Annotated in this window: 24 protein-coding genes and 1 pseudogene; 16 read left to right on the top strand and 9 right to left on the bottom strand. The window is 65.6% G+C overall.

Translation table 11 applies throughout. The features are described 5' to 3' along the window. Positions 1-161 precede the first annotated feature (161 nt). On the top strand, positions 162-776 hold the full coding sequence (locus tag VTU_RS0114835) for a hypothetical protein (protein ID WP_010105491.1): 615 nt from the start codon (positions 162-164) through the stop codon (positions 774-776). A gap of 39 nt (positions 777-815) precedes the next feature. Here VTU_RS0114835 and VTU_RS0114830 read toward each other — a convergent pair whose 3' ends face one another. Then, positions 816-1652 carry a pyridoxamine 5'-phosphate oxidase family protein gene (locus VTU_RS0114830; protein ID WP_236610750.1) on the bottom strand — a complete coding sequence of 279 codons (837 nt, stop codon included), beginning with the start codon at positions 1650-1652 and terminating at the stop codon, positions 816-818. A gap of 22 nt (positions 1653-1674) precedes the next feature. On the opposite strand from VTU_RS0114830, the gene VTU_RS35435 reads away from it, so the two are divergent. After that, positions 1675-1809, top strand: coding sequence for a hypothetical protein (locus tag VTU_RS35435; RefSeq protein WP_010105487.1), 135 nt, complete (start codon positions 1675-1677; stop codon positions 1807-1809). After that, on the top strand, positions 1806-2378 hold the full coding sequence (gene greB / locus VTU_RS0114820; protein ID WP_010105486.1) for a transcription elongation factor GreB: 573 nt from the start codon (positions 1806-1808) through the stop codon (positions 2376-2378). Before VTU_RS35435 ends, greB begins: the two co-directional genes overlap by 4 nt. A 9-nt stretch (positions 2379-2387) precedes the next feature. On the opposite strand, the gene VTU_RS0114815 is transcribed toward greB, so the two are convergent. The 4 genes and pseudogenes from VTU_RS0114815 to VTU_RS31675 form a co-directional block, all read right to left on the bottom strand. Next, entirely contained in the window at positions 2388-4637 is a 2250-nt protein-coding gene (locus tag VTU_RS0114815; RefSeq protein WP_029554430.1) for a RelA/SpoT family protein, read from the bottom strand. A gap of 128 nt (positions 4638-4765) precedes the next feature. After that, positions 4766-4969 carry a DNA-directed RNA polymerase subunit omega gene (gene rpoZ / locus VTU_RS0114810; RefSeq protein WP_010105484.1) on the bottom strand — a complete coding sequence of 68 codons (204 nt, stop codon included), beginning with the start codon at positions 4967-4969 and terminating at the stop codon, positions 4766-4768. A gap of 21 nt (positions 4970-4990) precedes the next feature. Continuing rightward, positions 4991-5611 (bottom strand): guanylate kinase, encoded by a 621-nt coding sequence (gene gmk, locus VTU_RS0114805; protein ID WP_010105483.1) that lies wholly within the window; start codon positions 5609-5611, stop codon positions 4991-4993. Positions 5612-5870: 259 nt separating this feature from the next. After that, positions 5871-6072: pseudogene (locus tag VTU_RS31675) on the bottom strand (adenine nucleotide alpha hydrolase family protein); the annotation flags it as partial. Positions 6073-6216: 144 nt separating this feature from the next. Between VTU_RS31675 and VTU_RS0114795 the strand changes: the two are divergent. The 3 genes from VTU_RS0114795 (at position 6217) to VTU_RS0114785 (ending at position 8445) form a co-directional block, all read left to right on the top strand. Beyond that, positions 6217-6735: a thiamine pyrophosphate-binding protein gene (locus VTU_RS0114795; protein WP_010105481.1), complete on the top strand. Its 519-nt coding sequence runs from the start codon at positions 6217-6219 to the stop codon at positions 6733-6735. Between the two features lie 10 nt (positions 6736-6745). Beyond that, the gene (locus VTU_RS0114790; protein ID WP_010105480.1) at positions 6746-7342 is read left to right on the top strand and encodes a thiamine pyrophosphate-dependent enzyme; all 597 of its coding nucleotides are present in this window, start codon (positions 6746-6748) and stop codon (positions 7340-7342) included. Between the two features lie 107 nt (positions 7343-7449). Beyond that, on the top strand, positions 7450-8445 hold the full coding sequence (locus VTU_RS0114785; protein WP_138927910.1) for a Bug family tripartite tricarboxylate transporter substrate binding protein: 996 nt from the start codon (positions 7450-7452) through the stop codon (positions 8443-8445). Positions 8446-8507: 62 nt separating this feature from the next. On the opposite strand, the gene VTU_RS0114780 is transcribed toward VTU_RS0114785, so the two are convergent. Next, positions 8508-9440 carry a LysR substrate-binding domain-containing protein gene (locus VTU_RS0114780; RefSeq protein ID WP_010105478.1) on the bottom strand — a complete coding sequence of 311 codons (933 nt, stop codon included), beginning with the start codon at positions 9438-9440 and terminating at the stop codon, positions 8508-8510. A gap of 116 nt (positions 9441-9556) precedes the next feature. Here VTU_RS0114780 and VTU_RS0114775 point away from each other — a divergent pair, with 116 nt between their 5' ends. The 5 genes from VTU_RS0114775 to VTU_RS27440 all read left to right on the top strand — a co-directional run bounded on the left by VTU_RS0114775 (position 9557) and on the right by VTU_RS27440 (position 14798). Next, positions 9557-10093: a phosphonopyruvate decarboxylase gene (locus VTU_RS0114775; RefSeq protein WP_029554429.1), complete on the top strand. Its 537-nt coding sequence runs from the start codon at positions 9557-9559 to the stop codon at positions 10091-10093. Then, positions 10093-10686 carry a thiamine pyrophosphate-dependent enzyme gene (locus tag VTU_RS0114770; RefSeq protein WP_010105476.1) on the top strand — a complete coding sequence of 198 codons (594 nt, stop codon included), beginning with the start codon at positions 10093-10095 and terminating at the stop codon, positions 10684-10686. Before VTU_RS0114775 ends, VTU_RS0114770 begins: the two co-directional genes overlap by 1 nt. Positions 10687-10818: 132 nt before the next feature. Continuing rightward, a complete protein-coding gene (locus VTU_RS0114765) occupies positions 10819-12297 on the top strand; it encodes an aldehyde dehydrogenase (RefSeq protein ID WP_029554428.1) in 1479 nt (492 codons plus the stop codon). A gap of 98 nt (positions 12298-12395) precedes the next feature. Then, the gene (locus VTU_RS0114760; protein ID WP_010105474.1) at positions 12396-13355 is read left to right on the top strand and encodes a tripartite tricarboxylate transporter substrate binding protein; all 960 of its coding nucleotides are present in this window, start codon (positions 12396-12398) and stop codon (positions 13353-13355) included. 150 nt (positions 13356-13505) lie between these two features. After that, a complete protein-coding gene (locus VTU_RS27440; protein WP_010105472.1) occupies positions 13506-14798 on the top strand; it encodes an FAD-binding oxidoreductase in 1293 nt (430 codons plus the stop codon). 75 nt (positions 14799-14873) lie between these two features. Here the strand turns inward: VTU_RS27440 and VTU_RS0114750 are convergent, their stop codons facing one another. After that, positions 14874-15800, bottom strand: coding sequence for a YicC/YloC family endoribonuclease (locus VTU_RS0114750; protein ID WP_010105471.1), 927 nt, complete (start codon positions 15798-15800; stop codon positions 14874-14876). Between the two features lie 72 nt (positions 15801-15872). Here VTU_RS0114750 and VTU_RS0114745 point away from each other — a divergent pair, with 72 nt between their 5' ends. From VTU_RS0114745 to hemW, 5 genes are all read left to right on the top strand, one after another. After that, complete coding sequence (locus VTU_RS0114745) at positions 15873-16889, top strand: serine/threonine protein kinase (RefSeq protein ID WP_010105470.1); 1017 nt, start codon at positions 15873-15875, stop codon at positions 16887-16889. Then, positions 16886-17797: a PP2C family protein-serine/threonine phosphatase gene (locus tag VTU_RS0114740; protein ID WP_010105469.1), complete on the top strand. Its 912-nt coding sequence runs from the start codon at positions 16886-16888 to the stop codon at positions 17795-17797. Before VTU_RS0114745 ends, VTU_RS0114740 begins: the two co-directional genes overlap by 4 nt. Before the next feature lie 266 nt (positions 17798-18063). Then, a complete protein-coding gene (locus VTU_RS33640; protein WP_169315407.1) occupies positions 18064-18414 on the top strand; it encodes a glutaredoxin family protein in 351 nt (116 codons plus the stop codon). 43 nt (positions 18415-18457) lie between these two features. After that, positions 18458-19078, top strand: coding sequence for an RdgB/HAM1 family non-canonical purine NTP pyrophosphatase (gene rdgB / locus VTU_RS0114730; protein ID WP_010105466.1), 621 nt, complete (start codon positions 18458-18460; stop codon positions 19076-19078). A gap of 20 nt (positions 19079-19098) precedes the next feature. After that, positions 19099-20343: a radical SAM family heme chaperone HemW gene (gene hemW, locus VTU_RS0114725; RefSeq protein WP_010105464.1), complete on the top strand. Its 1245-nt coding sequence runs from the start codon at positions 19099-19101 to the stop codon at positions 20341-20343. A 25-nt stretch (positions 20344-20368) separates the two neighbouring features. Here the strand turns inward: hemW and VTU_RS0114720 are convergent, their stop codons facing one another. Next, positions 20369-20710: an I78 family peptidase inhibitor gene (locus tag VTU_RS0114720; RefSeq protein WP_010105462.1), complete on the bottom strand. Its 342-nt coding sequence runs from the start codon at positions 20708-20710 to the stop codon at positions 20369-20371. Beyond that, on the bottom strand, positions 20707-22058 hold a 1352-nt coding region (locus VTU_RS27430), incomplete at its 5' end, for a molybdopterin oxidoreductase family protein (protein ID WP_040892895.1). The genes VTU_RS0114720 and VTU_RS27430, both read right to left, overlap by 4 nt.

The raw sequence follows: 22058 nt of genomic DNA, 5'->3' as shown, positions 1-22058 counted from the left end.
TGGCCTACGGCGAGGGGGGGGGCTGAGTAGTTACCCAAGATCTTTAACTTCCCTAAAGTTTTTTAGATAATTTAGCCATATTGGAGAACACCCAGCATGGCAAAACGACAACGCACCGCGACGCAAGCCGAGCACCGCGACGACTACGAAAGCCCGACGCCATGAGACAGCAGACATCAGCCATCGTGCGACTGCAAAGCCTGCCGCCCGTGTTTCGCGGGAGCGATCTGACGGTCCGGTTCCAGTGGACGTCCAAGGCGGCTTCCCAGTACATCTACCTGTGGAAGCGTCGCGGCCTCGTGCGCGGGCTTGGCGGGCACAGCGACGTGTACGCCAACCTGCTGACGAACCCGACGCCCGACTGGGGCAAGGCGGTGATGGCCGCGATGCCCTCCGCCGTGACCATCGGGATTGAGGCGCTGCGGCAAGCCGGATGGACGACGCAAGTGCCGCACCGCCCCACCGTGGTCGTGAACGCCAAGCAGGGGGTATTCAGCGTCGAACCCTTCGAGATCGTGGCACGCGGCCCAAAATGGTTTCAGTCGGCCGGCAATGGCATCCAGGGTGAGCGCGCCGTGGGCCTGCCGACGCTGCGCCCGGCATGGGCGCTGGCCGACATGCTGCGCACGGAGGGATGGGGCCAGTGCGGCCTCTGGCCCGATGACATCGAATGGGATCAGGCCGTGGACAGCGACGAGGCAGACTGGCTGGCAGCTTGCGCAGCGTTCGGACTGCCCTGCTCTCCCCTGCTCGAACAAGCGGTCGCTTCGCGTTGAGGGGTGTCCTTCCTTTTTGGTCTTCGCGGGGATGGCGGTTCACATGCTCCGATCCGGCGCTCCCGGCGCTCCCGGCGCACCCAGGCAGCCCGGAACATGTCCGTCCTTTCCGCGAAAAGCTTGGAGATCCTCGGGCAGGGGCGGCTGAAAATCCATCCGGGGATCGGCAACGGGTTCGGCGAACGCGCAGTGCGCCGGGATCACCCCGGTCCACACCGGCCAGTCCGGCATAAAGCGCTCCGGGTCCGGCAACTCGTCCCGAATCTTTGCCGCCACCTGTTCCAATTTCAGGCGAAAGACGTTCACGGCATTGATCTCCGCGTCGCGCAGCGGCCGCAACTGGTCCCATCTGGAATGAAATATGCCCGCAAAAAAATTCTTCATCGCGGCGCGCTTGTGTTCCTGCCCCTCGACTTTTTCAGCGACGCCATGCACCACGACGGACCGGTAGTTCATGGAATGGTTGATGGCACTGTGCCCAAGCACCAATCCGTCGAAGTGGCAAATGCTGATGCACACTTCGCCGGAACAAAAGGCATTCGCGAACCGTCCTGCCGCAGCGCTGTGGAAGTAAACAAAATCGTCTTCCCGCCAGTACGTCATCGGAACCACGACCGGCCGGGCATCGACGACAAGGGCGACGTGGCAGAAATAGCCAGCGTCAAGAATCGAGTAGACAGTCTCCCGGTCGTACGCGGCGCGCTGGGCCTTGCGCCGGACCCGGTGTTCCGGCGCGGTATCGAAACTTGAAAGGTTTTCCATGGGTGCTCCTGCATGCTTGAGAGAAAAAAACGGGAATCCACGGCGTGCGACGACCGCGTCGTGGTCGTGCCCGGTGCTTGCTGTGCCAGCTCGCCGGTCGGTGTCTTGGCGCATGGGTGCCGGGAAGATGCGGAAAATGTACGCGGTCCGCGCCCCCATTGCCAAGGGTTCCCGTGTCGCCGATGCGTACCAGCGCCGGCGTGCCGTGGCGGGCCAGATCGACGCCGCTGGCAGCGAGCACCTGGCGTTTTTCGGGGAGATCCGGCAATGAGCAAGGCCTTCACCAGGGAAAGCGACGGCGCTGAGGAGGAGGATTCGGCGTATCCGGATTCGCCCGCGCTGCCCGCGGGGAGCCGCAACTACATCACACCCGCAGGCTTTGCGCGCCTGCGTGCGGAACTGCTGGAACTGATCGACGGCGAGCGGCCCAAGCTGGTGGACACGGTCCACTGGGCCGCGGGCAACGGAGACCGTTCGGAAAACGGCGATTACCTGTACGGCAAGAAGCGCCTGCGCGAGATCGACCGACGCATCCGCTTTCTGACCAAGCGGTTGGAGATCGCCGAAGTGGTCGATCCCGCCGTTCACGCGGGCAGCGACCAGGTGTTCTTTGGCGCCACCGTCACCTATGTGGACGACCAGGGCGGCGAGCGCACGGTCACCATCATGGGAATCGACGAGGCCGAGAGCCACCGGTCCCAGGTGAGCTGGATTTCCCCGGTGGCCCGTGCGCTGCTCAGGGCCCGCGTGGGCGACGAGGTCCGGCTCGCGACACCGGGCGGCGTGCGCCATCTGGAGGTCGTCGCGGTGCGCTATCCGGCGGCGGATGCCGCGCCGTAGGCCCGCGCGTCATGCCTGCGGTGTGATCCGCGCCGCCCGGATGACCGCGGGGGTGCGCCGCAGATTGCGCAGCGCGGTTTCCAGATGCGCATGGTCGCGCACGGCAACGATCAGGCGCAGGTCGGTGGTGTCGAGCGCCGCTTCGTCGCCCATGTCGACGTGGGTGATGTCGGCTTCGGAATTCGCCAGGTCCGCCGCCACGCGGGCGAGAACGCCCTTGCCGTTGGCGATGGTGACGAGCACGCCGGTCTCGAACAGGCGTGTCGGCTCGTCGGACCAGTCCACCGCGATGAAGCGCTCGCTGTCCTTGTGCTGCAGCCGCTTGGCGACGCTGCAATGCGCGCGGTGCAGCACCAGCCCTTCGCCGCGGCCGAGGTAGCCGACGATGCTGTCCCCGGGCACCGGGCGGCAGCAGGGCGCGTATTGCACGGATGCATTTTCGCTGCCGTCGAGCGTCACCACCCCCAGCGACAGGGCCTCGTGCGAACTGTAGCGCTCGCGCGTCATGAGCAGTGCGTTGGGGCGGTGTCCGTGCTCTGCCATCAGCACCATGAGCCGCTTGGCGACGATGCCGGCGATGCGCTTGCCCAGCCCCAGGTCGGTCAGCAACTCGCTGTGGCTGCGGTTGCCGGTAAAGCGCAGCAGCTTGTCCCACAGGGGCTGGGTCTGCGCGTCCACCGGGGGCAGCTGCTCCAGGCCCTCGGCCCGGATGGCCTGCGTCAGCAGTTTCTCTCCCAGACCCTCCGACTCGGTGTGCGCCAGGGTCTTCAGATAGTGGCGGATCTTCGAGCGCGCCCGGCCGGTGCGCACAAAGCCCAGCCACGCGGGGTTGGGCGTGGAGACGGGGGCCGTGATCACCTCCACCACGTCGCCGTTCCTGAGCTCGGTGCGCAGGGGGGCGAGCTCGTTGTTGATTTTTGCTGCGGTGGTGTGATCGCCCACGTCGCTGTGGATCGCGTAGGCGAAGTCCACCACGGTGGCCCCGCGCGGCAGCGCCATGATCTGGCTCTTCGGTGTGAAGACGTAGACCGCGTCAGGAAACAGGTCCACCTTCACGTGGTCCCAGAATTCGGCCGCGTCCCGGGTTTCGTTCTGGATGTCGAGCAGCGATTGCAGCCATTTGGTTCCCAGGCGTTCGGCGGAGGTCCCCTCACCGTCCTGCGCCTTGTAGAGCCAGTGCGCGGCCACGCCGGCTTCGGCAACGACGTGCATCTCCTCGGTGCGCATCTGAAACTCGATGTTCACCCCCGAGGGACCGACGAGGGTGGTGTGCAGGGACTGGTAGCCGTTGAGCTTGGCAATCGCAATGTGATCCTTGAACTTGCCGGGCACCGGCTTGTACATCTGGTGCAGCACGCCGAGCGCCGTGTAGCAGTCGGTCACGGTCGGGACGATGACCCGAAAGCCGTAGATGTCGGTGACCTGGGCGAAGCTCAGGTGCTTGAGGTCCATCTTCTGATAGATCGCATACAGCGTCTTCTCGCGGCCCGCGAGGCGTACCTGCATGCCGATTCTCGAGAACGCGGCGTCCACTTCGGCCTGCACCCGCTGGACCAGGTCGCGCCTGCGGTTGCGTGATTTGTCCACGGCCTTGGACAGGGTGGCGTAGCGCCAGGGGTGCAGGTGCCTGAACGCCAGGTCCTGCAACTCGCGGTAGGTCTGGTTGAGCCCCAGGCGGTGGGCGATGGGGGCGTAGATCTCCAGCGTTTCCGAAGCGATGCGCCCCCATTTGCTGCGCGGCACGCCGGACAGCGTGCGCATGTTGTGCGTGCGGTCCGCGAGCTTCACGAGGATCACGCGCACGTCGCGCGCCATGGCGAGCAGCATTTTGCGAAAGGACTCGGCCTGGTTTTCTTCGCGGGTGTGAAACTGCAGTCGGTCGAGCTTCGTGAGGCCGTCCACGAGCTCCGCGACGGGGGCGCCGAAGCGGTCGATCAGGTCCGCCTTGGTGACGCCGCAGTCTTCCATGGCGTCGTGCAGCAGGGCCGCCATCAGGGCCTGCGCGTCCAGCTTCCAGACGGCGCATTGCGTGGCGACCGCAATCGGGTGCGTGATGTAGGGCTCGCCGCTGTTGCGCAGCTGGCCCAGATGCGCTTCGTCGGCAAAGCGGTAGGCCTGGCGCACCTGTTCGATGCCCGCCGCGTCCAGATAGTCCAGGCTGTCCGTGAGCGCGGCAAAGCTGGCTGCAGTGGCATTCGCTGCGGCCACGGCCGCCGTTCGGGGCTGCGTTGCAGGAGCTGGGTCGGGCACCGCGTTCATGTCTCAAATGTAGCGCACGAGCGTATCAGGACGTAGTGCGCGAGCGCTGCGCCCGAGCCAAGAAAAAGCACCGCTGTGGCGGTGCTTTTTTGTTGGCTTGGAGGAAAGGAAAAGCCAACCGGGGCGGCTCAACCGGGGACTTTTTTGAGCATCTCCAGACCGACCTTGCCTTCGGCGATTTCGCGCAAGGCGGTCACGGCGGGTTTGTTGCGGCTGTCGATGCGCGGCGCGTGGCCCTGGGTGAGCATGCGCGCACGGTAGGTGGCGGCGAGCACGAGCTGGAAGCGGTTGGGGATTTTTTCCAGACAATCTTCTACGGTGATGCGTGCCATCGTCGTGCTCCGGGGTGGGGGTCAGGGGATATTCAGCGACTCGAAAGTGTTCGCGCGGGCGCGGCGCTGGGCGGTGTATTTCAGGCGTTGGGCGTGTACCACGGCTTTGAGGTCGAAGAGCGCGCGCTCGAATAACTCGTTGATTATAACGAAGTCGAATTGGCTGACCTGGGCCATCTCGATGGCGGCGTTTCTCAGGCGCATTTCGATGACCTCGGACGCGTCTTCGCCCCGGCGTTCCAGGCGCGCGCGCAGTTCTTCCCGGCTCGGCGGCAGGATGAAGACCAGCACGGCGTTGGCGAAGGCCTGCCGGATCTGCAGCGCGCCCTGGAAGTCGATTTCCAGAATCACGTCCGAGCCTTGGGCGATGCGCTCTTCGATGGCCTTTCTGGAGGTTCCGTAGCGCTTTCCGTGCACGTGCGCCCATTCCACGAAGGCGTTGCCCCGGACCATGGCGTCGAACTCGGACTCGGAGACAAAAAAGTATTCGCGTCCGTGCCTCTCTTGGCCGCGCGGCGCGCGGGTGGTGTGCGAAATGGAGGGCTGGACGTGCGAGTCGAGCTCCAGCAGGGCCTTGACCAGACTCGACTTGCCGGCGCCGCTCGGGGCGGCTACTACGATGAGGTTTCCTGGGTAGTCCATGGTTCGCATGCGCCTTCGCACCGCCAAAGAATGCGCTTCATTCGATGCGCTGCACCTGAAGCGTGAGATGCGCTCCAAGTCGTTGATTTTTGTGGAACCTCACGCGGCAACCTCCTCCGAATCCGCCTATAAACCCGCGGCCGGATGGCACGGTATGAACTGGCATTGCGTGTTCCCGGACAGAACCTGCGCCGCGATTTTAGCAAGCGGCCTGCCATGCGGTCGGGCGTTTTTGCATGAGCGAGGGCACGCTGGATCAGACGCGCGGTGCGACGTTTTGCCGTTGGCGGTCGAGGGGAACAGGATGTGGCTGTAGTTGCTGGCGATCGCGAGGACCTGCGCTGCAACGTTCTCGGCCAGGCTCGGGCTGTCGGCGACGATGGGCTTCGACACGCCAGCGATCTGCGCGGCGGCCACGGTGTTGAGGGTGGCCGGTTTGAGGTGTGGTCGTGTTCGGCAATGACTGGTTTCGTGAGACCGAAAGGGCTTCAGCTGCAGTACTTTGATGGCCGCAAAGGGCCCGTTTCTCATTGACAAATTGCGTGGACGCCGGATTCCCGTGATCCTTCCAGCCATGCAACTTTTTTCCTATTGAAGGCAAACCCATGTCGACGATTGATTGGCCCGAGAAGATCTATCAGAGCTTCAAGGAGCTGGGTGTGAAGCAGGTGGCGTATGTGCCGGACGCGGGGCACAGCCAGCTGATTCGCAAGTGCGAGGCGGATGCGCAGATCCACTCGGTGTCGCTGACGACCGAGGAGGAGGGCGTGGCGATGTTGGGTGGCGCCTGGATCGGAGGCGACCGCGGCGTGCTTTTGCTGCAGTCGAGCGGTGTGGGCAACTGCATCAACATGCTGTCGCTGCAGCATGAGACGCGCATGCCGCTGTTCATGATCGTGACGATGCGCGGGGAGTGGGGCGAGTTCAACCCGTGGCAGGTTGCGATGGGCAAGTCGACGCAGCAGGTGCTGGAGGACTCGGGCGTGCACGTGTACCGGGCAGACAGCCCGCAAGAGGTGCCGCCGACCGTGGAGGCGGGGGCCCAGTTCGCGTATCAGACGGGCCGCATGGTGGCGGTGCTGATCGGTCAGCGTGTCATCGGCACGAAGAATTTCAACAAGTAAGGAGCAGACGATGGCGAACGAAAAATCTCTGCTCAACCGACGCGACGTGGTCTCGCGCATCCTGCACGATCGCGGGGATGCCCTGGTGATCACGAGCCTTGGGAACCCGACCTTCGACGTGGCGGCCGCGGGCGACTGCGCGCAGAACTTCTACCTGTGGGGCGCGATGGGTGGCGCCGTGATGGTGGGCATGGGCGTGGCGCTGGCGCAGCCGCAGCGCCGTGTGATCGTGTTCGTGGGAGACGGCGAGATGATGATGGGGCTGGGCTCGCTCGCGACGGTGGCGGTGCATGGGGTGAGGAACCTGAGCGTGGTGGTGCTCGACAACGAGCACTATGCGGAAACGGGGATGCAGCCGGCGCACGCGGGCCGCGGGGTAGACATCACGGCGATAGCGAAGGCGGCGGGCTTTGCCGAGAGTCGGGTCGCGCGCACCGAGCAGGAACTGGAGGCGGCGGTCGATGTGGTGCTGGGCACGAGCGGTCCGGTGCTGGTGACGGTAAAGGTCGGCACGGAGCCGACGCCGACGGCGTTGCCGCCGCGCGATGGCCCGTACCTGCGCAGCCGCTTTCGCGAAGCCCTCCTGGGCGCCGACGCGCACAAATAGCGCCTGGGACAAGGACGCGAGCGGGCGTCCGAAGCGGTCGAGGCACCCCGGCGGATGTCGGATCCGTCGCAGACCCCCCGTCTCGCCCATATTCACAAGGAGACAGCATGTTCAGAAACAGGCAAGGTCATCAATACTTGATGGCACGGGTCGCGGCCGTCCTGGCGTTCGTTCAGATTTCACTCGCCTCGCCAGCATTTGCCCAGGACCAGTATCCCTCCAAGCCCATCCGGCTGATCGTGCCGTTCCCTCCGGGCGGCGGGGGGGACAAACTGGCTCGAACCATCGCGCCCGTGCTCGGGGATGCGCTGCACGCGAAGATCCTGATCGACAATCGTGGCGGTGCCAATGGCAACATTGCGCTGCAGGCCGTGGCCACGTCGCCTCCGGACGGCTACACGATCGGCTTGACACTGACGGACCACATCGCGCTGAGTCAGGCGATGCACCCGAACCTGTCGTACGACCCCGTCAAGGATCTGGCGTCGCTGGGGCTGATCGTTTCGACGCCCTACGTGTTCACCGTCAGTGCGGAGTCCAGCATCGACAGCATCGCCGGGCTGCTGGCGAGGGCAAGGAAGGAGCCTGGAGCGGCCAGCATCGGCCATCCCACGGTCACTCCGCTGCTGGCCGCTCACCTGCTGCAGAAAAGCGCTGATGTGAAGTTCAACTTCATTCCCTACCGGGGCATCGCCCAGGGCATGCCCGATCTTCTGGGTGGCAGGCTCGACGTGTGGATCGGGACGTCGGTCACGATGCGAAGTTTCGTGGATGGAGGCAAGGTCCGCGCGATTGGCGTGACATCGGCGCAGCGCAATCCCGCACTGCCCAAGGTTCCGACGATCGCGGAGAGCGGTGTCCCGGGCTTCGAACTGGTGACCTGGTACGGGCTGGTCGCTCCTGCGCATACGCCAGCTGCCATCGTCGAGCGGTTGAATGCCGCACTGGGTGCCGCGCTGCGCGATCCGGGCGTAGGGGAGAAGCTGGACGCCGACGGGGCGGTGATCCTCGGAGGTCCGCCGGTCAACATGGCGCGCGCCCTGAGGGCCGACATGGAGCGGCTGGGGCGATTGATCAAGGAAGTCGGGATCAAGCCCGAATAGGCCAGCGAGAAGATGACGTCAGACGACTCCGTACTGCGTGCGCCGACAGGAATCGCTGCAGGTCACTTTCCGAGCCACCGGGCCTGCGGCCAAGCGCCGGACATGACGGCCTGTTTCGTGCATTCTTCCAGTGTGCTGATGGCATGTCGGACGTAGGGAGGTGTTTCTCTATTGGTCGGCAATGCGAGGACGATCGTGCGGGCGAGGTTCGGTTTGCTCAAGGGCGAACCTGTGAGTTGACCTGATCGCAGGTCTTCTGCCACCGCGATGGGGGGGAGGATGGTCCAGCCGTGGCCACCATGGACCAGGCTGCGCTGTACGCTCAGCGCATTGACCTCAACGGAGATGTTCAATTGCACCTTGTTCTTGGCGCAGGCGTGGTCCACGATCGTTCGGATACCGTGCGATGGGCTGGGCAGCACCAGCGGATGACGGCTCAACTTGGCAAGCGGAGTTGGGCGGTTCGGACGCAACCCTGCATCCGCCTGTCCAATGACCCATAAGGCTTCTTCAATCAAAGGCCTGCTCTCCACATTCACGGACCGCTCCACCCCGTAGAGCAAGCCGGCATCGATTTCTCCGTTGTCCAACCAGCTGAGCAGCGTGCCTGCGTATCCCATCGCAATGCGCAGGCGGATCCCGGGGTAGCGAGCGGCGATGGTGGAAACCACGGAACTGGCCAGCACGTCGATGGTGCTCGGCAACAGGCCGATCGTCACCAGTCCAGTGATGTTTCCCGTGCGCCCGGTCATTTCTGTTCGCGCGCGATCCAACTCCAGCATGACGCGGCGGGCATAGCCGACCAGCGATTTGCCCGCTTCGGTCAGCGCCATCCCATGGCGTTCCCGTTCGAACAGGATCTGGCCGAGATCCTCTTCGAGCAGACGGAGCTGACGCGATACCGCTGGTTGTACGAGATGCAGCATCTCCGCGGCCTTGGTCACATTGCCTGTATCGGCGACGGTCAGGAATGCCTTCAGTTGCTTGAGATCCATGGAATTTTGATATCCAAAAGTGTAATAGGAGAATCACAAAATTCTATTTCATAAAATAAATGATCAAATTCTATGATGTCAGCATCTCTGCCAACAACGTGACACCCCGTACCGCAATGAGCCAGCAACCCATCTCTTCGCCTGCTTGGCAGGACGCCATCTTCAAAGTTCTCAAGGAAGGGGGCACCAAGCAGATCGCTTATGTTCCCGACGCAGGGCATTCGGGCGTCATTCGAAGCGCCATCGCCGATCCCGACATCGAAGATGTCGTGCTGACCACGGAAGAAGAGGGGGTGGCTGTCGTCAGCGGGGCCTGGCTCGGTGGCCAGCGCGCCGTGCTGCTGATGCAAAGCAGCGGTGTGGGCAACTGCGTGAACATGTTCTCGCTGTTGCAGGCTGCGGATTTCCCCTTCTTCACGCTCGTGACCATGCGCGGCGAATACGCGGAGTTCAATCCCTGGCAGGGGCCCATGGGCAAGGCCACGCAAGCCGCGCTCGAACTCATGGGCATCCACGTGCTGCGTGCATCAAAGCCCGAGGAGGTCGAGGAAGTCGTCAGTGCCGGCTTCGATGCCGCTTTCGGAGCGGGCGAGAAGGTCGCCGTGCTGCTGGGTCAGGAATTGATCGGCCGCAAGAAGTGGGAGCGCACGTGATGAGCAACAGCAACCAGCAGCGCGCTGACCGCCGCGCCTTCGTCGCGCAACTTCTCGCAGCCACGCCCGAAGCGCTCGTCGTGACCGGCCTGGGCTCGGCCTCGTACGACGTGTTCGCAGCGGGCGACCGTGACAAGAACTACTACTTGTGGGGCGCCATGGGTGGGGCTACCGGCGTCGGGCTGGGGCTGGCGCTCGCCCGGCCTGACGAGGCGGTCATTGTGATCACGGGCGACGGCGAGCAACTCATGGGGATCGGGACGCTCGCAACGATTGGCGCGAAGCTGCCAAGGAATCTGACCATCATCGTCCTGGACAACGGCCATTTCGGTGAAACAGGCATGCAGCGCAGCCATTCCAGTCTGGGGACGGATCTTGTCGCGGTGGCGAAGGGCTTTGGCATCGCAGATGCATTCACTGTCGGCAGCGTCGACGCCTGCGGCGAGATTGCACAGGGAATCAACGCCCGCCAGCGCACGGCCTTCGTGCAAGTGTTTATCGAGGCGAATGAGCCGCCTCGCGCGTTGCCGCCGCGTGACGGTCCGTTCATCAAGAACCGCTTTCGCGCGGCACTGGGCCTCAGGCCGTTCTGACAACACCCGGTCAGGACCGCCCCCGTCGTGCCAAGCCCCCGGTTCAATTGACTGCTGGTTTCTCCAGCCTTTGCAGTGATCCGAGGGGCCGTCGCTTTGCGTGAGGCGTATTCCACCGTACAGGAGGCAGACATGAAACGCTACCAGTTGTGCATCGCCGGACAGGCTCGTGACTCCAGGGCAGGCGCTTGGTTCGAGACTCAGAATCCTTTTACGGGCGAAAGCTGGGCCGAGATCCCGCGCGGGAACGCGCAGGACGTTGATATGGCCGTACAGGCCGCCCACCAGGCCCTGACCAGCGGTCCCTGGGCTGACCTGACGCATACACAGCGCGGCGCGCTGCTGCGCAAGCTCGGCGATCTGATCGCGCGCGATGCTGCCAGACTCGCCGCCACCGAAGTGCGCGACAACGGCAAGCTGCTGGCCGAGATGCAAGGCCAACTCAACTACATCCCGCAGTGGTTCTACTACTACGGCGGCTTGGCCGACAAAGTGCAGGGCAGTACGCTGCCGCTGGATAAGAAGGGCTACTTCGCCTTCACGCGACACGAGCCTGTGGGGGTGGTTGCCGCCATTACGCCGTGGAACTCGCCGCTGCTGCTTCTGGCCTGGAAGATTGCTCCCGCGCTGGCGGCAGGCTGCACCATCGTGGTCAAGCCCTCGGAGTTCACCTCGGCTTCGACATTGGAGTTTGCGCAACTCTTCGAGGAGGCAGGATTTCCCCCGGGCGTGTTCAACGTGGTGACGGGCTTCGGCGCCGAGGTGGGCATGCCCCTGGTAGAGCACCCGTTGGTGGCGAAGATCAGTTTCACTGGCTCCGATGCCACAGGCCGCCTCATCAACGAGAAGGCCGCTCGCCTGTTGAAGCACACGACCATGGAATTGGGCGGCAAATCACCCAACGTGGTCTTCGAGGATGCGGATCTGGAGCAGGCCGTATTCGGCGCCATATCGGGCGTCTTCGCCGCAACGGGGCAGACCTGCATTGCCGGCTCACGCCTGTTGGTGCAGGACAGCATCCACGATGCGTTTGTCGAAAAGCTGCTGGCCGTCGCGCGCTGCGCGCGCATGGGCGACCCCATGCACCCCGACACGCAGGTCGGCCCGGTAACCACGCCAGCGCAGTACCAGAAAGTGCTGGAGTACATCGACATTGCCCGCGCGGAGGGCGCCACCGCCGTGCTGGGGGGAGGAAAGGGCACGGGGGCCGAGTGCGGCAATGGTTGGTTCGTGCAGCCCACCATTTTCACGGGCGTGACCAACGGCATGCGCATCGCGCAGGAGGAGGTCTTCGGGCCCGTTCTGTCCGTCATCCGCTTCCAGGACGAGGAGGACGCGTTGCGCATCGCGAACGGCGTGCGCTTCGGCCTGGCCGCCGCCGTATGGACGAAGGATATCGGTCGCGCGATCCGCATGTCCGAAAAGCTGCAGGCCGGCACCGTATGGGTCAACACCTACCGCGCAGTGAGCTTCATGGCGCCCTTCGGGGGATACAAGGACTCCGGGATCGGCCGCGAGAACGGCATGGACGCCATCCGCGAATACCTGCAGACCAAAGCAGTGTGGATCAACAGCGGCGCGGTCACGGGCAATCCGTTCGTTCTGCGGTGACGGGGCAGGGCCGCCTGCGGCGGTCACCCAGAGCAAGTGGAAAGTCCATTCAATAACCAAGGAGACAAGACATGAAAGACTTTTATCGACGCGGTTGCATGAAGCTTGCGATCGCACTGATGGTTGACCCCATGGCCCTCGCGTCTGCACGCGCGGAGCTACCGAAGGGGCCGATCACGCTGGTCGTGCCCTTCGCTGTGGGCGGAGCAACGGACGTGGTCTCACGGTTGGTGGCGCAAAAGCTCGGCGAGCGCATCCAGCGCACCGTGGTGGTGGAGAACGTCGGCGGCGGCGGCGGGGCCATCGGCGCGGCCAAGGTTGCGCGGGCCGGACCCGATGGCAACACCTTGCTCATGGGCACGATCGCCACGCATGTGATCAATCCGCTGTCGATGGCACAACTGTCCTACAACGCCCAGCGCGACTTCACATCCGTATCTCTCATCGCCATGGTTGCGAACGTGCTCTTGGTACATTCCTCGGTCAAGGCCAGGAACGTGCAGGAACTCATTGCCTTGATGAAGGCGCAACCGGGACAGTTCAGTTACGGCTCCTCAGGCGTGGGTACGCCGCCGCATCTGTCGGGCGAGTTGTTCAAGTCGATGACCGGCGTGGACATGTCTCACGTGCCATACAAGGGTGGCGGGCCAGCCATGGGTGATCTGGTGGCCGGCCATATCCCTGTCCTGTTCGATGTGCTTTCGGGCGCCGCATCGCATATACGCGCGGGTTCGGTGCGCGCCCTGGCGGTCACGACCCGCGAGCGTGTGGTTTCGTTCCCCGACATTCCCACCGTGGCAGAGTCGGGCGTTCCCGGCTACGAGACTTGGACGTGGAACGCGATCTTCGGTCCCGCAGGGTTGCCGCGGCCCATGGTGGACGAGTTGAGCGGCGCGCTGCAAGCCGTGACGGCGCTGCCGGATGTGCAGGCCAAGCTCAAGGAGCTGAGCGTCACGCCGGTAGGCTCGACGCCCGAGACGCTGACCACGCTGGTGGCGACGGAGACCGCAAAGTGGCGGGCCGTCATTCAATCGATCGGCGGCTTGAAGCGGGATTGATCCATGAATGCATCCTTGGACAGCGCCACGTTGCTGGCGCAGTTTGGCCAGGTCGTGGGTCCATCGCGTGTGCTCACGCAGCCCGATGACGTGGCTCCCTATCAATAGGACTGGCGCGGCCGCTATCGGGGGGCGGCGCTGGCCGTCCTCATGCCCGGCTCCACGCAGGAGGTTGCCACCCTGGTGAAGACTTGTGCGGCCATGCACGTGGCCATCGTTCCACAAGGCGGCAATACGGGCCTGACGGGCGGTGCCGTTGCCAGTGGCGACCGGCCCGCGGTGTTGCTGAACCTCTCGCGCATGAACCGCATCCGCGAGATCGATGCCGCCAACAACTCGCTCACCGCCGAAGCGGGCTGCATCCTGGCCAACGTGCGCGAGGCCGCCGACGCCCAAGAGCGCCAGTTTCCGCTGTTGCTGGGCAGCGTGGGCAGTTGCGAAATCGGTGGGCTGGTGTCCACGAATGCGGGGGGTACCGGCGTGCTGCGCTACGGCAGCATGCGCGAGCTGGTGCTTGGCGTTGAGGCGGTGCTGCCCGACGGCAGCGTGTGGGACGGGTTGCGCGCTTTACGCAAGGACAACGCGGGCTATGACCTGAAACAACTGTTCATCGGCGCCGAAGGCACGCTGGGCGTGGTGACGGCTGCGGTGCTCAAGCTGTTTCCGCGCCTATCGGTCTGCGCCACGGCCATGATGGCGCTGTCGGGAGTACAGCAGGCCGTGGATCTGCTGCGCTTCATGCAGGGGCAGGTGGGCAATCGCATCGAAGCCTTCGAGATTCTGTCGCACAGGCAGATCGAAATCGTCCTTGAACACGGGCATGGCCTGCAATCGCCGATGGCGCTGGAGGCGCCGTTCTACGTGCTGATGGAGCTCGCCGACAGCTCGCCGCAATGGGACGCGGGTGCGGAGCTGGAGCGGAAGCTGGAGGCGGCCCTTGAGCGCGGCTTGGTGCTCGATGCCGTGGTGGCTAGCGACGGGGCCAAGGCCGATCGCATCTGGGCGCTCCGACACAACATCTCCGAATCCAACAAGCGCGCGGGCTTCACGGTCTCCAACGATACGTCGGTGCCGATTTCCAGGCTGGCGCAGTTCATCCCGCTTGTGACCGGGCGCATCGAGCAACAGGTGGAAGGCGCCAGCGTATGCCATGCCGGGCATATCGGGGACGGCAACATCCACGTCATCGCGGTGCTCTCGCGCGCGCTCTACACCACGCCCGAGCAGTGCGAGGCGGCCGCCGCACGGGTGAATCTGATCGTGCACGAGGCGAGCGTGGAACTGGACGGCAGCATCAGCGCCGAACACGGCATCGGCAGGATGCACGTGGAGCGGCTGGAGCGCTTCAAGGCGCCCATTGAGCTGCAAATGATGCGGGCGGTGAAGGCGGCGTTCGACCCGCAGGGATTGATGAACCCGGGAAAGATCCTGCGGGCCGGGTGAGGGCTCGCCTTTGACGCGCGGACTGGGCTGAGCGGAATCGGTTTCCAAGACCTTGAAAGGGGTGACCCTGAAACCCTACTCGATGTTCTGCACCTGCTCGCGCATCTGCTCGATGAGTACCTTCATGTCCAGGCTGACGCGGGTGAGTTCCAGTGCGGCGGATTTTGCGCCCAGGGTGTTGGCTTCACGGTGCAACTCCTGGATCAGGAAGTCCAGGCGCTTGCCCACTTCGCCGCCCTTTTTGAGCAGGCGCTCGGTTTCGTCGAGGTGCGAATCGAGCCGGGTGATTTCCTCGGCCACGTCGATGCGCAGCGCGTAGGCGGTGGCGTCTGCCAGCGCGCGCTCGCGTGCCGTCTCGGACAGGACGGCGTCGCCCGTCAGCGCCATGGCCTCCTGCCAGCGTTCCAGGAAGCGCTGGCGCTGCTGCTCCACCAGCGAGGGCAGCATGGGCACGGCCTGCCGTGCCAGGGCGCGCAGTTGCCGGACCCGCTCCAGCAGCATGGCCGCCAGGCGCGTGCCTTCGCGTTCGCGGGCGGACAGGAGGGCGTCCAGGGCCTGCTCGGCCAGAGCGGGAACGGCCGCGCTCCAGTCCTCGGCGCCTGCCTGCGCGTTGGCGCACAGGCGCAGGGTGTCGGCCACGGTCAGGGGAGCGGCGTCGGGCAGCCAGGCGCGCACGCAGTCCTGCAGGAAGCTGAGCCGTTGCAGCAGCTTTGCGGGCGGGTCCTGCAAGGGGCTGCTGCCCTCGTTGCCCAGTGCCGCGCGCAGTTCCACCTTGCCGCGCCGCAGGCGCGCCGTGAGCAGGCTGCGCAGCGCAGGCTCGAGGGCGCGCAGCTCGTCGGGCAGGCGAAACGAGATGTCCAGAAAGCGGCTGTTGACCGAGCGGATTTCCAGCCCCAGCCTGTGCGGCCGGGGGGCGTGGGCGGCGGTTTCTTCGGCGCTCGCGCCCGTGCCGGAGGCAGCATTTTGTGCACTCGCGTATCCGGTCATGCTGTAGACTGGCATGGTACTTTCGATGGTTGCTCTTGCAGTGATTATCCGGGTTCCGCCAAGCCCCCCGCGCCATCCCCACAGACCATGACAGCGAAAAACAAACCGGCTTCCTTGCCACCCGATACCGCACTGGGTGGTTATCGCGTGGTGCGCCGGCTGTCCGCCGGCGGCTTTGGCGTGGTCTACCTGGCGCTGAACGCCGAGGGCCAGCAGGTTGCGATCAAGGAATACCTCCCCTCCGCGCTGGCGACGCGCGCGACCGGAGAACTGCTGCCCCAAGTGGCCCCCGAAAAAACCTCCCTGTACCGCCTGGGGCTGAAGAGCTTTTTTGAAGAGGGGCGCTCGCTGGCGCAGATCTCGCACGCCTCCGTGGTGAGCGTGCTGAATTTCTTCCACGAGAACGAAACAGTCTATATGGTGATGAATTATCTGGAGGGCGCGACCCTGCAGGACTTCATCGTCACCGCGCGGGACATGAAGACCCCGAAAGTCTTCCGCGAGTCCACCATCCGTTCCTTGTTCGACGAGGTGTTGCGCGGTCTGCGCATCGTGCACCAGCACAAGATGCTGCACCTGGACATCAAGCCCGCAAACATCTTCATCACCGACGACAACCGGGCGGTGATGATCGACTTCGGCGCCGCGCGCGAGGTGCTGTCCAAGGAGGGAAATTTCATCCGCCCGATGTACACCCCCGGCTTTGCTGCGCCCGAGATGTACCGGCGCGATTCGCAGATGGGGCCCTGGACCGACATCTACGCCATCGGCGCCTGCATCTACGCGTGCATGCAGGGGTTTCCTCCGAACGACGCGCCCCAGCGGATCGAGAAAGACCGGCTCTCGCTCGCGCTCATCAAGCTGCGCGGGGTGTACTCCGACAACCTCATCGAAATGGTCGAATGGTGCATGGCGCTGGACCCGCTCTCGCGCCCGCAGTCGGTGTTTACGCTGCAAAAGGAGCTCAGCCGGGAGGGCGAGCGGCACTACACCAAGCTGACGGTGGCCGAGAAGATACGCCTGCAACTGAACACCATGGGCGACACCAAGAAACCCGTGCAAAAAGCGGGTGGCGCCAGCGGCGCCGGGGCCAGGCAGAAATGAAGTTCTCCGTGTCCCAGCTCAGCCGCCGCGGCGGCCGCGAGAAGAACGAGGACCGCATGGGCTATTGCTACACGCGCGAATCGGGCCTGTTTCTGGTGGCCGATGGCATGGGGGGGCACCCCGACGGCGAAGTCGCTGCGCAGATTGCGGTGCAGACCATTTCTGCGCTGTTCCAGAGCCAGGCGAAGCCGCTGCTCGATGATGTGCCGGAGTTCCTCGCGAGCGCCCTGTTCGCGACGCACCAGCAGATCCTGAGCCATGCGATGGGCAGGGGCATGAACGATACGCCGCGCACCACGCTGGTGGCCGCCGTGCTGCAGGCGGGCAGTGCGACCTGGATCCATTGCGGGGATTCGCGTCTGTACATCGTGCGCGATGGCGCCTTGCTGACCCGCACGCGCGACCACTCCTACATGGAGTTGCGCAAGACGGTGCCGCGCTACGAATTCGGGAACATCAACCGCAACGTGCTGTTCACCTGCCTGGGCGCCCCTTTCACCCCCATCTACGATGTCGCCGGCCCGATGCAACTGCAGTCGGGCGACCGCATGCTGCTGTGCTCCGACGGCCTGTGGGGCGCGCTCGGCGACGAAGACATTACCCGGCAGCTGGCACGCGGCATGGTGTCGCACGCAGTGCCGGAGCTCGTCGAGATGGCGCTGCAGAGGGCGGGCAGCAACAGCGACAACGTCTCGGTGGTGGCGCTCGAGTGGGATGCGCCCGACGCCGTGGAGCCGATGCAGCTCCCGACCGGCGGCGCCAGCGAGGACATGTTCATCTCCACCATACAGGCCGACCCATCCGACGCATGCCTGGACGACCCGGACGATCCGGACGACGCGGTGGTCGAGCGCTCCATCGCCGAGATCAACGAAGCCATTCGCCGTTCCGGTGCGCGCAAGGAGTGATTCCGCACCGCCCCGCCGCGGCCTGAAAAATGGTGCATCCGGCCCCCTAAGCAAAGTCCCGCATGCCGACCATTTGCCCCAAATGCCGCGCCGTTCGCCTGGAAAACACGCCAGGCCCGGAGTGGCAATGTCCGGCTTGCGGAGTTGCCTACGCCAAAGCGTACGAAGAGGCTCCGGCAGCCCCCCCGCCAAGAAAGCGTCCCCGGGCGGCGCCGGTCGTCAGGAATGCGGGCTTCCCATGGGGGAAATTTTTTACCGCCTTGTTCGTGGCTTGGGCGCTGTACGTCGGATACCAGGCGGGGAGCAAGCGCGGGGGGTTGAACGTCCCGTCGATTTTCAGCAGCGGCCTGACGCAGGAGCAACTGGTGGCTCTGGCCGCCAGCGGGCAGGCGTCGGACGTGATTCTTTACTCGACCGACTGGTGTCCCTATTGCAAGGCGGCCAAGGGGTGGATGAATCAATACGGCTTCAAGTACCAGGAGTGCGACATAGAAAAGAACGCCAGCTGCTTGCAGCAATTCCAGAGCCTGGGCGACGTCGGCGGCGTGCCCTACCTGATCGTGAAGGGCCAGCACATGAGGACGGTTTTGACTCCGATGCGTTCGTCGCGGCGCTGAGTCAGGGGGGCCGGCGTTGACGAAACCCGGCGTTCCGGACCCCATGAGGATCGTTCTCGCGTCCAACAACCGCGGCAAGCTGGCCGAACTGCAAGCCCTGCTCGCGCCCCTGGGCGTGGCACTGCTGTGCCAGGCCGACTTGGGCGTGGGCCAGGCCGACGAGCCTTTTTGCACCTTCGTCGAAAACGCGCTGGCCAAGGCGCGCTACGCCGCTGCGCACACCGGCCTGCCCGCGCTGGCCGACGACGCGGGCCTGTGCGTGGACGCGTTTCGCGGGTTGCCCGGTGTCGGCACCGCCGACTACGCGACGCAGTTCGGCTACGAAAAGGGCGACGCCGCGAACGTGCGCGCCTTGCTCGAGCAACTCCAGGGAATCGACGACCGGCGTGCCGCCATGGTCAGCACGCTGGTCGCCGTGCGCCACCCCGAAGACCCCGAACCCCTGATCGCCGTGGGCCGCGTGGCCGGGGAGATCACGCGCGGGCCGCGCGGCGACGGCGGTTTCGGCTTCGATCCGGTGATGCTCCTGCCGCAATTCGGCAAAACCTTTGCCGAATTGCCTGCCGAAGTAAAAAACGCCCACAGCCACCGGGGCCACGCCGCGCGGCAGATGCTGGCGCTGCTGCGCGAGCGCTGGCTGCAGGACCCCGGTGTCGGGCCGTGACGCGCGCTCCCCGTCGATCCATGGCGCGCATTCCCATCGCGGCTCCGGCTCCGGCCCCGGCTGCCCCCGCGCACGACATCCAGCACTATCTGCGTGCGGGCACGCTGCAACTGTCCAGCCTGCCGCCGCTGTCGCTGTACCTGCATCTGCCCTGGTGCCTCAGGAAATGCCCCTACTGTGACTTCAACTCGCACGCCTGGCACGCGGGGAGCGCCGGGGATCTGCCCGAGCAGCGCTACACCGATGCGCTGTTCGCCGACCTGGAGGCGGCGTTGCCGCTCGTCTGGGGGCGCATGGTGCACAGCGTCTTCATCGGCGGGGGCACGCCCAGCCTGTTCTCACCCCGGAGCATCGACCGGCTGATCGGCGGCGTCCGCGCGCGCTTGCTGCTCGCGCCGGACTGCGAGATCACGCTCGAGGCGAATCCCGGAACGTTCGAGAAAGAACGCTTTCGGGCCTTTCGCACGGCGGGCGTGACGCGCCTGTCGGTGGGGGTCCAGAGCTTCAACGACCGGCACCTCCAGGCCCTGGGCCGGGTGCACGACGGCGCCCAGGCCCTGGCGGCGGTGCAGGAGGCGGCGCAGGCCTTCGACTGCTTCAACCTCGACCTCATGTACGCGCTGCCGGGCCAGACCCCGCAGGAACTCGAGCAGGACGTGCAGACGGCGCTTGCGCTCGATCCGCCGCATCTCTCCGTCTACCACCTGAGCATCGAGCCGAACACCTGGTTCGCCAAGCATCCCCCGGCCCTCCCCGGCGACGACCAGGCCTACGCCATGCTCGACCGCATCACGGAGATGACCGGGCACGCCGGGCTGGCGCGCTACGAGGTCTCGGCCTACGCCCGGGCGGGCCAGCAGTGTTCGCACAACACCAACTACTGGCGCTTTGGCGACTACCTGGGTATCGGCGCGGGCGCGCACAGCAAGCTCAGCTTTGCCCACCGGGTGCTGCGCCAGGTGCGACTGCGCGAGCCGCGCCGCTACATGGACGGTGCCCTGGCCGGGCGTGCGCTCGCGCAGGAGCACGACGTGCGCCGCGCCGACCTGCCGTTCGAGTTCATGCTCAACGCGCTGCGCCTGCGCGAAGGCTTTGCGTTGCAGGACTTCAGCGCCCGAACCGGCCTGCCGCCGAGCTGCCTGGCCAAGGGTCTGGAGGCCGCCGAGCGCCGGGGCCTGATCGAGCGCGACATGCTGCGCGTGCGCCCCACGCAGCGGGGCTTTGACTTTCTGAACGACCTGCAGGCGCTGTTTCTGCCGGACTGATTCCAGCCTGCGCTGCGGCAGCTTCTCAGCCGCAGTCCACGGCGATGATGCGGCCGCCGTCGTCCACCTCGAGGTTCAGCCGCTGCGTATCGAACTCCTTGGTGATGCGCTGTCCGGGCCGCAGGATGCGCGCCTTGTGCGCGCCGGAACGCAGCCGTGCGGACTCGACCACCGACTCCGTGCTGCTTTTGCCCAGCACGAACTGCGCCGGCCCTGCGTTGCACAGACCCTGCGGGGCCGGTGCTGCGCTGGCACTCGCAGGCGCTGCGGGGGTCTGCGCATGGCTGCATCCCGTGAGCAGCACGCACGCGGTCCAACTGGCGACGATGAGGGCCGAGGCCGCAGCGGTGCAAGGGGTTTTCATCATGGGGACAGGCTCCTGGAGGGGGCGGCGTCCAGCTGTTCGATCGCCACCGCGCAGTATTTGAACTCCGGTATCTTGCCGAACGGGTCGAGCGCCGCGTGGGTCAATAGGTTGGCCGCCGCCTCCCCGTAGGCGAAGGGCATGAACACCGTGCCGTGCGGCGTGCCGTCGTCGCGCCGCAGGCGCAACTGCACCCCGCCGCGCCGCGAGCGGATACGCACCAGCGCGCCCGGCTGCAGGCCCCTGCACCGGAGTTCGTCGCCGTGCACGGACGCGGTGGCCATGGGTTCGATCGCGTCCAGCACGCTGCTGCGCCGCGTCATGCTGCCGGTGTGCCAGTGCTCGAGCTGCCGCCCGGTGATCAGCACCAGCGGGTATTCGGCGTCGGGCTGCTCGGCCGCAGGGATGATCTGCGCGGGAACCAGCTTCAGGCGCCCCGTGGGTGTGGGAAAGCGCTCGGTGAAGACGATGGGCTGGCCCGGGTCGTCCGCGCTGTGGCAGGGGTAGGTCACGCTCGAAGCGCGCACCAGCCGCTCCCAGCTGATGCCGCCAATGCTCGCGTGCATGGCCTGGCGCATTTCCTCGTAGACCGCGGCGACGCCCGATTCCTCGCCTTCGTAGCGCCAGTCCAGGCCCATGCGCTGCGCGATCTGCTGGATGATCCACAGGTCGGGCCGCGCGTCGCCCGGCGCGTTCAGCGCGCGCCGGCCCAGCTGCACCATGCGGTCGGTATTGCTCGCGGTGCCGGTCTTTTCGGGCCAGGCGCTGGCGGGCAGCACCACGTCGGCGAGCCAGGCGGTTTCGGTCAGGAAGATGTCCTGCACCACCAGATGCTCCAGGCTGGCGAGCGCATGGCGTGCGTGGTTCAGGTCGGGGTCGCTCATGGCCGGGTTCTCGCCCATGATGTACATGCCGCGCACCTTGTGCGGGTCGCTCTCGGGCGCCAGCGCCTTGTGCATGATTTCCACCACGGTGTAGCCCGGGGTCGCGTCGAGCGCGCCGGGCCGTCCCCCGCCTGCGGGCGCCGGGTGCAGGCCCCAGAAGTTCTCGAACCAGGCGCGCGCCTCGGGGTCGTCCACGCGCTGGTAGTTGGGGAACATCATGGGGATCAGCCCGGCGTCGCTCGCGCCCTGCACGTTGTTTTGCCCGCGCAGCGGGTGCAGGCCCGATCCGGGCTTGCCGATCTGGCCGGTGATGGCGCACAGCGCGATCAGGCAGCGTGCGTTGTCGGTGCCGTGCACGTGCTGGCTCACGCCCATTCCCCAGAGGATCATCGCGCTCCTTGCGCGCGCAAACGCCCGCGCCACCTCGCGCAGCGTTTGCGCCGGTATGCCGCACACCGGCGCCACGG

The sequence above is a fragment of the Verminephrobacter aporrectodeae subsp. tuberculatae At4 genome (assembly GCF_000193225.1).
Classification (GTDB): domain Bacteria; phylum Pseudomonadota; class Gammaproteobacteria; order Burkholderiales; family Burkholderiaceae_C; genus Acidovorax; species Acidovorax aporrectodeae.
The sequence above is the reverse complement of the archived record's forward strand: the minus strand, read 5'-3'. Positions and strand labels throughout refer to the sequence as shown.